The organism is Mariniflexile litorale, from assembly GCF_031128465.2.
Classification (GTDB): Bacteria; Bacteroidota; Bacteroidia; order Flavobacteriales; family Flavobacteriaceae; genus Mariniflexile; species Mariniflexile litorale.
In genome coordinates this window covers 2,788,321-2,800,451 of record NZ_CP155618.1, presented here as the reverse complement: position 1 = coordinate 2,800,451, position 12,131 = coordinate 2,788,321, and the positions used below count along the sequence as shown (strand labels likewise).

At 32.8% G+C, this 12,131-nt stretch carries 12 protein-coding genes and 1 tRNA gene; 6 read left to right on the top strand and 7 right to left on the bottom strand.

The window, feature by feature from the left end:
- The first annotated feature begins 16 nt into the window (after window positions 1-16).
- Both QLS71_RS11620 and QLS71_RS11615 read left to right on the top strand, forming a co-directional pair.
- Complete coding sequence (locus tag QLS71_RS11620) at window positions 17-706, top strand: hypothetical protein (protein WP_308993423.1); 690 nt, start codon at window positions 17-19, stop codon at window positions 704-706.
- Window positions 707-742: 36 nt separating this feature from the next.
- Window positions 743-1,528, top strand: a complete 786-nt coding sequence (locus QLS71_RS11615) for a diadenylate cyclase (RefSeq protein ID WP_308993422.1) — start codon at window positions 743-745, stop codon at window positions 1,526-1,528.
- Here the strand turns inward: QLS71_RS11615 and QLS71_RS11610 are convergent.
- Window positions 1,525-3,294 (bottom strand): ABC transporter ATP-binding protein, encoded by a 1,770-nt coding sequence (locus tag QLS71_RS11610; RefSeq protein ID WP_308993421.1) that lies wholly within the window; start codon window positions 3,292-3,294, stop codon window positions 1,525-1,527. The genes QLS71_RS11615 and QLS71_RS11610 overlap by 4 nt on opposite strands.
- A complete protein-coding gene (truA, locus tag QLS71_RS11605; RefSeq protein ID WP_308993518.1) occupies window positions 3,294-4,037 on the bottom strand; it encodes a tRNA pseudouridine(38-40) synthase TruA in 744 nt (247 codons plus the stop codon). The genes QLS71_RS11610 and truA overlap by 1 nt, the downstream gene beginning before the upstream one ends.
- A gap of 103 nt (window positions 4,038-4,140) precedes the next feature.
- On the opposite strand from truA, the gene QLS71_RS11600 reads away from it, so the two are divergent.
- Both QLS71_RS11600 and QLS71_RS11595 read left to right on the top strand, forming a co-directional pair.
- A complete protein-coding gene (locus QLS71_RS11600) occupies window positions 4,141-4,632 on the top strand; it encodes a metallophosphoesterase family protein (protein WP_308993420.1) in 492 nt (163 codons plus the stop codon).
- A gap of 151 nt (window positions 4,633-4,783) precedes the next feature.
- Entirely contained in the window at window positions 4,784-5,215 is a 432-nt protein-coding gene (locus tag QLS71_RS11595; protein WP_308993419.1) for a peptidylprolyl isomerase, read from the top strand.
- A 755-nt stretch (window positions 5,216-5,970) separates the two neighbouring features.
- Here QLS71_RS11595 and QLS71_RS11590 read toward each other — a convergent pair.
- Complete coding sequence (locus QLS71_RS11590) at window positions 5,971-6,381, bottom strand: DUF4293 domain-containing protein (RefSeq protein WP_308993418.1); 411 nt, start codon at window positions 6,379-6,381, stop codon at window positions 5,971-5,973.
- 196 nt (window positions 6,382-6,577) lie between these two features.
- On the opposite strand from QLS71_RS11590, the gene rho reads away from it, so the two are divergent.
- A complete protein-coding gene (gene rho, locus QLS71_RS11585; RefSeq protein WP_308993417.1) occupies window positions 6,578-8,266 on the top strand; it encodes a transcription termination factor Rho in 1,689 nt (562 codons plus the stop codon).
- Window positions 8,267-8,353: 87 nt separating this feature from the next.
- Here the strand turns inward: rho and QLS71_RS11580 are convergent, their stop codons facing one another.
- From QLS71_RS11580 to proS, 4 genes are all read right to left on the bottom strand, one after another.
- Window positions 8,354-8,704 carry a hypothetical protein gene (locus QLS71_RS11580; protein ID WP_308993416.1) on the bottom strand — a complete coding sequence of 117 codons (351 nt, stop codon included), beginning with the start codon at window positions 8,702-8,704 and terminating at the stop codon, window positions 8,354-8,356.
- 205 nt (window positions 8,705-8,909) lie between these two features.
- On the bottom strand, window positions 8,910-9,161 hold the full coding sequence (gene rpsT / locus QLS71_RS11575; RefSeq protein ID WP_308993415.1) for a 30S ribosomal protein S20: 252 nt from the start codon (window positions 9,159-9,161) through the stop codon (window positions 8,910-8,912).
- 28 nt (window positions 9,162-9,189) lie between these two features.
- Window positions 9,190-9,261, bottom strand: a tRNA-Glu gene (locus tag QLS71_RS11570).
- Window positions 9,262-9,432: 171 nt separating this feature from the next.
- Entirely contained in the window at window positions 9,433-10,911 is a 1,479-nt protein-coding gene (proS, locus tag QLS71_RS11565; RefSeq protein ID WP_308993414.1) for a proline--tRNA ligase, read from the bottom strand.
- A 99-nt stretch (window positions 10,912-11,010) separates the two neighbouring features.
- Here proS and QLS71_RS11560 point away from each other — a divergent pair, with 99 nt between their 5' ends.
- The gene (locus QLS71_RS11560; RefSeq protein ID WP_308993413.1) at window positions 11,011-12,126 is read left to right on the top strand and encodes a hypothetical protein; all 1,116 of its coding nucleotides are present in this window, start codon (window positions 11,011-11,013) and stop codon (window positions 12,124-12,126) included.
- Window positions 12,127-12,131 lie beyond the last annotated feature (5 nt).

Here is a 12,131-nt window from a genome sequence, read left to right as displayed (position 1 = left end):
CTAACTGTCAAAACCTATGAAAAATATAGTATACCTTACCTTTTTATTGTTATTCTTTTCCTGCGGAAAGGATAAAATTGTTAATCTTCCTGAAATAACGCATTCAGATATATCAAAAATCAACGATGTCTCTGCTGCTTATTTGTTTTATAATGAAACTGAAGCTGACAGTGTTGAGTTAAACAGAAAAAATCTGATTAGCACCACCAATTGGTTAATCAATATAGATAAACGCTTAACGCTTAAACAAGTGATACCTCACATTCAATTTCTTCAAGAAAAAAAAGAAAATTCAAGCCATAAAAACAAAACAGCTAAAAATTATTTAAGTTGTAGTGATACCAGTAAAAAGAGTTTAGGATTTATAGAGTTTACAGATGTGGTTTATCATAAAGAATCGTTTCATGAATATATAGCTGCTAATTCAAATATAGATTTTTCAAACAAAATGAAAATTGATTTCAATTCTGCTGAAGAAATATATGCAGAGTTTCCACTATTTGATTTGAGTGCTTTGGTTTTAAATACATCTAATTTTATAAAAAACATCAAAATAGCCTTAGCAAATGAAGCGAATCCAGTTGAAATAATCTTAAGTTTCAATCAAAACTTAACGTTTCAAGAATATGTTTCATTTAAATCCTTATTAACAACATTCAGTTTAAAAAATGTTACCATATCCAATAATGAATTCATTTTTAATTAATCATATTTTACTAAATTTACCAAAACCCATTTTACCTTGGAAATTTTCAATGACCTTTTAAAATTCTCTGTAGTTGATATTATAGATGTTATTCTAGTAGCTCTACTACTCTACTACATTTACAAACTGGTTAAAGGTACCGTAGCCATTAATATTTTTATTGGTATCATCATTCTTTATTTTGTTTGGAGACTCACCAACTTCCTGAATATGGAGTTACTTTCGGGTATTTTTGGAGGTTTTATGAAAGTGGGAATTATTGCCTTAATAGTCGTTTTCCAACCCGAAATTAGAAAATTTTTATTAATGGTGGGCTCTACTAATTTTGGTAAAGGAGGTAAAATTTTTAAACATTTTAAATTCTTAAAAACGGAGACTAGCGACGAAACCAATGTAGATGCCATTCTATCAGCCTGTATAAAAATGGGGAATTCAAGAACAGGAGCTTTAATTGTTTTTGAACGCAATAACAACTTAGATTTTTTAAGTAACACAGGGGATGAAATGAATATAAAAGTAACCCAACCCATTATTGAGAGTATTTTTTTTAAAAACAGTCCGTTACACGATGGCGCCATCATTGTTAGCAATAATATTGTAAAAGCAACACGTGTTATTTTACCTTTGAACAATGAAAAAACCATCCCAAAACGCTTTGGTTTACGACACAGAGCAGCTATTGGAGTTACCGAAAAAACCGATGCTTTAGCACTTGCTGTTAGTGAAGAAACAGGAACTATTTCCTACTTTAAAGATGGTGAATTTGTAGTTTTTGAAGACAACGCTCAACTAAATTTATTGATTAAAAACGATTTGGCTTAAATGGTTTCCTCCTTCAAAAACTGCACTTCATACAAATTCTTATAATACCCATTTTCTTTTTTAAGTAATTGAGCATGGGTGCCTTCTTCTACAATTTCACCTGCGTCCATCACAATAATTTTATCTGCTTTTTTTACCGTAGCTAATCGATGCGCAATAACAATAGAAGTTCTGCCATTAGTCATTTTATCAGTAGCATTTTGAATGAGTTGTTCCGAATGGGAATCAACTGAAGAAGTTGCTTCATCCAAAACCAAAATACTGGGGTTGGTTACATACGCTCTTAAAAACGAAATAAGTTGCCGCTGCCCTGAAGATAACATCACTCCCCTCTCTTTTACATTATAATGATAGCCACCTGGTAAACTAACAATAAAATTGTGCACCCCAATTTCTTTAGCTGCTTGGGTTACTTCTTCTTCTGTAATCTCAGGATGGTTTAAGGTAATATTGTTTAAAATGGTATCTGCAAACAAAAATACATCTTGTAAAACCACTGCTATTTGGGTACGTAACGATGCTAAAGTTATCTGTTTTATATCCATCCCATCAATAGATATCACCCCATCTTTAATTTCATAAAACCGATTTAATAAATTGATAATAGTTGATTTACCTGCACCTGTAGCTCCAACAATAGCAACTGTTTCACCCGATTTTACATCAAAAGAAACTCCTTTTAAAACATCCTCATCGTCAACATAATTAAAAAACACCTTGTCGAAATTGATATTGCCCTTAAAATGTTCCACCACATGGGTACCTGTATCATCAATATGCGAGGTGGTATCTAAAATTTTAAATACGCGGTTTGCCGCCACCATGCCCATTTGAAGTGTATTAAAATTATCAGCCATTTGACGTAGTGGTCTAAACAACATGGGGATAAACATGACGAAGGCAATTAAATCTCCTTGAGATACTTCGGTGCCTTTTAAAACAATATTTAAACCACCATACCAAGCTATTAAACCAATACTTATAGACGATACCAAATCTGGCAACGGAAAGAAAATAGAATTGTACCAAACGGTTTTTAACCAACCTTTTTTATGGCGTTCGTTTATGGCTTTAAAGTTTTTATAGTCGATAGCTTCGCGGGTAAAAATCTGTAAAATTTTCATACCCGTTAAACGCTCTTGTACAAACGAATTTAGATTAGACACTTCATTTCTAACATCTTCAAAGGCAACTTTCATATACTTTTGAAAAATTCGAGTGGCATACATAAGTAACGGTAACATGATAAAAACGATTAAACTCAAGCGCCAGTTAATGTAAACCATCACACCAAAAACGACTATCATAGCAAGTAAATCTCTAAAAATAGTGAACAAGCCTTGTCCAAATATATCAGCGATACGTTCCATATCGGTCACTGCTCGGGTAATTAAAACACCAACCGAAGAATTATCATAATATTTCATTTTAAAACTCAGTAAATGATTGAACAGTTTAACACGCACATCCATCACTAAATTTTGTCCCAACCACGCCGCATAATAAATAAATGCAAGCTGGAAAATGGTTTGAAAAATTAAAACTGCAAACATTATAAGCACATAGAACAAAAAGTTTTTAGGTTCCTTTACCGCAATACTATTATCGATGGCATATTTGGTAATGTAAGGTGTGGCCGTACTTAAAATGGCTAATAAAACAACCAAAGCTAGTAAGCTAAAAAAGATGACTTTATAAGGTTTTATATATTGAAACAGCCGTTTAAATAATGTGAAATCAAAAATATTTTCTTTCGCTTTGGTCATTATATTTTTATATCGTTTGGATATTCAATTGTTGTTAAATACAAGGCATGTGCGGGTACCGAAAACCCTGCTTCACTCCTATTTTTAGAATTTATAATAGTATGTAAATCTTCAATCTGCAACTTGCCTAAACCAATTTCAATCATGGTACCTACAATAGCACGCACCATGTTTCTTAAAAACCGATCTGCTTTTATAACAAAATGAAGTTCGTCGTTTTCAAAAAACCATTCTGCTTGCATGATGTTACAATTATAAGTTTTAACGTCGGTATTTACTTTTGAAAAGCATTGAAAATCTTTATACTGCAATAGAATTTTTGAAGCTTCCTTCATTTTTTCAATATCTAAAGTCTGCTTCACATAATAAGCATTATCAAAATTGAACACGTTTTTTCGCAACGAAATTCTATATAAATAGGTTCTACTTAAAGCATTAAAACGTGCATGGGCATCGTCTTTCACTTTAAAAATAGTGTGAATGGCTACATCCTTCGGCAAAAAGGCATTGAGTTTATAAACCAAATCAGTTTCACTAAAAGCGACATCAACATCAAAATGAGCAAACATTTGTTGCGCATGCACACCTGTATCGGTTCTACCTGCTGCCATGATAGAAACTTTCACCTTCAAAAGTAAAGACAAGCCTTTTTCAACAACTTCTTGTACAGATATAGCTTTGGGCTGTTTTTGCCAACCATAATATGCAGTGCCATTATAAGAAAGTTCTATAAAATATCGCAATTTGTTTTTATACTTTTGTTGAAAGAACAAAGATAGACAGTTTTGTCTTTCCTGCGAAGGCATCATTCTTAATTATATATTAAAAGATTTTCAATAAAAATTTATGCTAAAAATACTTTTACTTTCCGATACCCATAGCTATATAGACGATGCCATTTTAAAACATGTAAAGCAAGCCGATGAAGTTTGGCATGCGGGCGATATTGGCGATTTGAAAATTACCGATGCTATTAAAACATTAAAACCCCTGCGTGCGGTTTGGGGCAATATAGATGAAGCTAAAATTAGAGGTGAATTTCCCGAAAATAATCGGTTTATGTGTGAAGGCGTCGATGTTTGGATGACTCATATTGGCGGCTATCCAGGTGCTTATAACATGAGAGTTAGTGATGAAATTAGAACAAACCCTCCCAAACTATTTATTTGTGGACATTCACATATTTTAAAAGTGATGCCCGATAAAAAACTAAACTTATTACATATGAATCCCGGAGCGGTTGGCAAACATGGGTTTCATAAAGTTCGAACCATGCTTCGCTTTACAATAGATGGTGGTAAAATAGATAATCTAGAAGTTATAGAGTTTCCGAAGTAAATCTACTTTTAATATAAATGCTTATTCCCATATTTACAGCCGTTTTATGTTAATATTTTCCTAAACAGAAGCATTAATCGGCTAAGATTATGGCAATCAATTCATAAATTGTAGTTTTGCACCTATTTAAAAACAGTAAACATAATTATTTATGAGTCAAGTAAAAGAGAATGATACCGTAAAAGTTCATTACACAGGAAAATTAAGCAATGGTCAAATTTTTGACAGTTCACTAGAAAGAGGAGAGCCGTTAGAAATAACTTTAGGCCAAGGCATGTTAATTCCTGGTTTTGAAAAAGGCATGGTAAACATGAAGGTTAATGAGAAAAAAACAATTAACATTCCTGTTACAGAAGCATACGGCGAAGTACAAAAGGAATTGTTTCATGAAGTAAAGAAAGATCAATTACCACAGGATATGACTCCAGAAGTTGGCATGGGATTGGCTTCAAAAAACCCAGATGGTACTGAAGTACAATTTCGTGTAGCGGAAGTTCACGAAGAACACATCATTATAGATGCTAACCATCCATTAGCAGGACAAGATTTAACATTTGAATTAGAACTTGTTGAAATAAAATAACATTTTACTTAGGTAAAAGTCAAAAAGTCTGGAAATTCTCCAGACTTTTTTTATGCTTTTTTTTAACACAATAACAAAAGAGGTTTCTTAAAAACCTAATCAACATATATTTTGCGCCCCCTAAAGACTCTCTAGCAACCCATTTTGAAGATTGGTGCATTTTATCGATTTTCGCAATATTTTGACGTTTTTACGGGCTTAATCATTTTATATTATAGATGTAATAATACAAATGCTGTCTCATTCAATAACAGAACAAAAATTTTACGCGATATAAAAACTTTAAAAAACGGAAAAACGATCAGCCCTATAACAATCCGAATAAAAAAAGAGTTGTATAATTATATTAGAATTTATTTAATAATATGTGTAGTTGTTTTAGGACCAGGCAACTATATAGATACTTAGTAGATACTTAGTAGTTATAGCATGGTTATAGTATGGTTATAACGAGGTTATAGTATTGTAAATTACAGGATTAATCTTAATTGCTAGACCATAGAGGTCCAATATATTCTACTGAATCTTTCAATGTTAAAGTTAAAGCTTGTTGAGCACAGTTCAAAGCATTTTAACAACCTAGGTTTCTCCCTCTTTAAACTACCTGCTTTTTTTTCATAATTATGAAATTCCAAACAGTGATGGACGAATCCGTAAAAAAACATTCCTTTAATGTTGAAAACGATCTTTTAACTAAAAAACCCAAAGCTTTCACCTTGGGTTTTAACGCACTAATACTACTAAGATATTAGGTTTTATCGCAATCGATCTACAGATTTTACGAGATCTTCATCCTTCTTGATGGCTTTATTGGCTAAAGCCAAAAATACGATAGAAACAATAGGAAGAAGCATCCCAATACCTTTCTCAGAAACCGCCGTCTCTCCAGATATGTTTAGAGATTGATACACAAAAAATCCTAGTAAAATAAAGTTTAATATGATATTAAGTCGTCCCAACATAAATTGAGACTTCCTGTTTTTATATTTAAATATGGTTATTAACGATATGAATGCCGACCCAAGAAACATTCCTAAATACAGTAAATTGTCTTTGGCATATATTATAACATCTTCATTGGTAACCCATAAATGTAACACAAATATTAATCCCGCAGAAACAATGGCAGCGATTAAAAGGTATACGGTTTGAATGCGTTGTAACATATAAATTAAAACATTTGAATGCAAAAATAATAGTTTATTTTGTAAAATAAATGTAAAAAATTAAAATAAAGTTGTATAATTGCAGTAATAATTCTCAACAACCACACGTAGAGGTTGTTAATTCTTCAGAATAAAATTCATTTTTTTTCAGAATAACTCTAATTTATATTCTAAACACATATTATATTAAACATCAATGTTTGAAATTTCACAATTAAACGAAAAAAAACTCTCTGATTTACAAGAGATTGCACAAAAATTGAACGTACCAAAGTACCGTTCATTAAAAAAAGCAGATTTAGTTTACCAAATACTAGATCATCAAGCTACAAACCCAAAAGCTGTTGAATCAGTTATAACCCCCACTTCACAACCTACAGCCAGTTCAGAAAAAAAGGAAGTAAAAAAGCCTAGACAGCGTGTTTTAAAACCGGTAAAAAACACCCCTTTAAAACCACAAGATCAAAAAACTATAGTAGAAAAAACGGTGGTTTCAAAAGCACCAACACCTGTAGAAAAAACAGAAAAAGGGCCTGTAGAAACAAAACCTGTAGAAACAAAAGAAGTTAAAAAGCCAGTTAACGTACCTAAACCTAGGGTTCAAAACGAGCGTTCAAACGACAATCAACAAAAACCGGCTAATACTAAAAGAGAGCATAATCAAAACCAGAATCAAAAAAACCAGAATCAACACAAAAACCAAAAAAACGGTAATGTAGATGCTGGAAATAAAGATAATAGAAATCGCTATCGCGAACCAGATTTCGAATTTGACGCCATTATTGAAAGTGAAGGTGTTTTAGACGTTATGCAAGATGGATATGGCTTTTTACGTTCTTCGGATTATAACTACTTATCATCACCTGATGATATCTATGTATCGCAATCTCAAATTCGTTTGTTTGGATTGAAAAAAGGTGATACTGTTTTAGGAAATGTAAGACCTCCTAAAGAAGGCGAAAAATATTTCCCCTTAATTAAGGTCATAAGAATTAATGGGCAAAAACCAGAAGTTGTAAGAGACCGTGTGTCTTTCGAACATTTAACACCATTATTTCCTCAAGAAAAATTCAATTTAGCAGAAAAACAAAGCACTATTTCTACTCGAATTATGGATTTGTTTTCACCTATAGGAAAGGGACAACGTGGTATGATTGTGTCGCAACCAAAAACGGGTAAAACCATGTTGCTTAAAGATGTTGCCAACGCTATTGCTGCCAATCATCCTGAGGTTTACTTAATGATTTTATTAATTGATGAACGCCCAGAAGAGGTAACGGACATGCAACGTAATGTACGTGGCGAAGTGATTTCTTCAACCTTTGATAAAGAAGCACATGAGCATGTTAAAATTGCCGATATCGTTCTTGAAAAAGCAAAACGTTTAGTTGAATGTGGACACGATGTCGTGATTCTTTTAGATTCTATTACACGTTTAGCAAGAGCCTATAATACAGTACAACCTGCTTCAGGTAAAATATTAAGTGGTGGTGTAGATGCTAATGCATTGCATAAACCAAAACGTTTCTTTGGTGCAGCTAGAAATATTGAAAATGGTGGTTCTTTAACCATTATTGCTACAGCACTTACCGAAACTGGTTCTAAAATGGACGAGGTCATTTTTGAAGAATTTAAAGGAACCGGTAATATGGAGCTACAATTAGATAGAAAAATATCGAACCGTCGTATTTTCCCTGCTATCGATTTGACTTCTTCAAGCACACGTCGCGACGACCTATTGCTTGACGAAAACACCATACAACGCATGTGGGTAATGCGCAAGTACCTTGCAGATATGAATCCTGTTGAAGCTATGGAATTTATTAACCAACGTTTTAAACAGACTAGAAATAACGAAGAATTTTTAATATCCATGAATGGATAACACACTAACTAAACATTAAACTAAACTTAAAAAGCCTTAACAAATTTGTTAAGGCTTTTTTATTTTTAAAGTATGGATGGTTTCTTACTAATATTGATTTAAAAGATCTCTATATTCTTTTAAATCTGATATGTTTATTTTGTTGTTAAGGTTTTTTGTAAGTGCAATTAAATATTTTAAGCTTTCAACAGGCTCATTTTCGGTTTCGACCTCGACATCATCTTCTTCATCAACAAGCATAGGTATTAGAAAGGAGTCATTCTCTTCAATGTGCTCGTAAGCAAGCCTAAGAACCTTTACAACTAACGGAATTTGCTCTTCTAAAGCATACGTTCTTAATTCTTTAATATCGTTAATTAATGCATCTGTATTAATACCTGTTTTATCAAGATCATTCAGAATTTTGTCTATTAATTTAAGTGCTGCTTTATTTTCCAAAAGGGTAATATTTATGTGAATAATTAATTTATTGTATTTGCAAATTTAGATTTTTAGAAATCAAATACGGCTATTTATTCTATGATTTTACATTTTTATTTTAACTGCCTGTATAATTTCATATACATGCTTATAGCCGAAAAAATTCATAAAAAAAGCTTCTCTATATAGAGAAGCTTTTGAATATTTTTAAAAAATGAAAGTCTTAAAGCGCAGCAACATGCTTAGCTAAACCAGATTTAAGGTTAGCAGCTTTATTAAAGTGAATAACATTTTTCTTAGCTAATCTATCTAACATAGAAACTACAGAAGGAAATAATGCTTCAGCTTCTTTCTTATCAGTTAACTCACGTAATTTTTTAATAGCATTACGAGTTGTTTTATGCTGATATTTGTTAACTAAACGTTTAGCTTCGTTACTTCTAATTCTTTTTAATGCTGACTTATGATTTGCCATTTTATACTTTATTTTTTTTTAAAAATTGTAGCCCGTAGGGGAGTCGAACCCCTCTTACCAGGATGAAAACCTGGCGTCCTAGCCGATAGACGAACGGGCCATTTGTTTTGAGTGCGCAAAGATAAATTTAATTTTTAAATCTACAACTAAAAAATTCAAAATTTGCGTAACTTTATTTTCAAATAACTTACAACGTTTCCATTGCGGATGCAAAAATACAACTATTTTTAAATGTCACAATAGCTACGCAAACTTTTTTAAAAAAAAATTATTAGTATGCTTTTGCGAACAAGACTCTCCCTTTTGAAGGCTTTCCTGAGTACACACAAACACCTTCTCCCTCCTTCATTTCCAAAGGAATACATCTAATTGTCGCTTTGGTAAGCTCTTTTATTTTTTCCTCAGTTTCGTTAGTACCATCCCAATGTGCCGAAATAAACCCTGTCTTTTTCTCTAAAACATCCTTAAATTCATCAAAAGAATTCACCTCTGTAATATGAGAATCTCTAAAATCAAGAGCCTTTTTAAATAAAGTTTCTTGTATTTCTTTTAATAAATTTTCTACGGTATTTGTTAAATCCGTTAAAGCAACCACTGTTTTTGTTAAAGTATCGCGTCTGGCTAGCTCGATGGTGCCATTTTGTAAATCTTTGGGACCAATGGCAATACGTAATGGCACACCTTGTAATTCGTGCTGTGCAAATTTAGCTCCTGGACGTTGCGTATCTCTATCGTCAAACTTAACCGTAATGCCTTTTGCTCTTAAATCTATTAAAATACCTTTTGCAACTTCAGATACTGCTGCAAATTCTTCATCACTCTTATATATCGGTACAATAACTACTTGATTTGGCGCTAGACTTGGAGGCAACACCAATCCATGGTCATCACTATGCGTCATAATTAAAGCCCCCATTAACCTCGTTGAAACACCCCATGAAGTTGCCCAAACATACTCTTGCTTTCCTTCTTTATTAGCAAACTTAACATCAAATGCTTTTGCGAAATTCTGTCCAAGAAAGTGTGATGTTCCTGCCTGAAGTGCTTTTCCATCTTGCATCAATGCTTCAATACAAAAAGTTTCATCGGCACCTGCAAAACGTTCGCTTTCAGTTTTCACACCTTGTATAACAGGAATTGCCATAAAATTTTCAGCAAATGTGGCATATACATTGTTCATCAATCTAGCTTCTGTCATGGCTTCGGCTTTCGTTTGATGAGCTGTATGACCCTCTTGCCATAAAAATTCTGCTGTACGCAAAAATAACCGTGTACGCATTTCCCAGCGCACCACATTCGCCCATTGATTTATTAATATGGGTAAATCTCGGTAAGACTGAATCCAGTTTCTATAAGTGTTCCAAATAATAGCTTCACTTGTTGGGCGCACTATTAATTCTTCTTCAAGTTTCGCTTCTGGATCTACACGTAATTTCCCTGGTCTATCTGGATCAGCTTGCAATCTATAATGTGTTACAATAGCACATTCTTTAGCAAAACCTTCTGCATTTTTTTCTTCTGCTTCAAATAAACTCTTTGGAACAAATAATGGAAAATAGGCATTTTGATGTCCTGTTTCTTTAAACATTTTATCTAATTCTGCTTGCATTTTTTCCCAAATAGCGTACCCATATGGTTTAATTACCATACAACCGCGAACCGCTGAATTCTCTGCTAGGTCTGCCTTGACAACCAATTCATTATACCATTTGGAATAATCTTCTGCCCTACTAGTAAGTTTTTTACTCATATGTATGTTTTGGCACAAATATTGTGACTATGTTAAATATAAAAATAGTTCAGCAAAACTAACTATTTTTGTTATGTTCAACAATAAAAATCAAGAGATATGCAATTAAATACCTACTTAATAAAAAAAATGCCATACTTGGCAATTCTTAGCTTAGTATTTGGCTTATACTCATGTGGTTCTTATCAATATGTTGGTGTTGATAATGATGGCATTTATGGAAATACAACACCTAGAACCGTACAATACGAAGAAGCTGTAGTTGAAACACCTCAAAATTCAAACAATAATTATTATTCAAATTATTTTAAGAATAAATCTTTAGAGTCTGAATACATGATGTCTAACAATGAAATTTTTACCGACATAGACACCTATGAAGGTAATGAATACATTGAAAACGATTCTTTAAACAACAACTACCAAGGCTATGGGGGTTGGGGACAAGACCAATCGAATGTTACTATAAACATTCATCAAGATTATGGTTTTGGATTTAATAACTACTGGTGGAACCGTCCTTATTACAACCGTTGGGGTTATGGTTACAATAACTGGGGTTATGATTCTTATTGGAATTCTCCCTATTATGGTGGTTTTTACAGTAGTTGGAGTTACAATCCTTGGGGATATGGATATTATGGCAATCCTTATAGACACTATGGGTATTATGGATATAATAACTATGGATATTATGGTAATAATAACTATTACAATAGACGCAATGTGTCTTACAGTGCGAGCCGAAGAGGCAGTAATTACAGTAGCAACTCTAGATTAAGCAACAATAATAGTTATAATACTTCTCGACGAAGCAATACAGTTAGTGCTGATAATGTTTCAAAATATAACACTTCTAGAAGAAGTAGTGTAAATACAAATGCGTCAACTTCTACTAATAATTCGAGACAATACAATTCTAACGGAACACGTGTTTATACAAATACTCAAAGAAGAACTTATAGTACTAGTACTCCTTCAGCAAATTCTACAACTAGATCGTCTTCTACTGTAAGAAGAAGTTCAGGAAGTACTTACACGCCTTCCAATAGCAATAATTCAAGAACGTACTCTAATTCTTCTTCAAACAATTCTACATATACACCTAGCAGAAGCTCTAGTTCTTCTTCTAGTAGTACAAGATCTTCAAGCGGAAGTTCTGGAAGTAGTAGAAGTTCTGGTTCTTCAAGTAGCAGTGGTGGAAGAAGACGATAAATCTT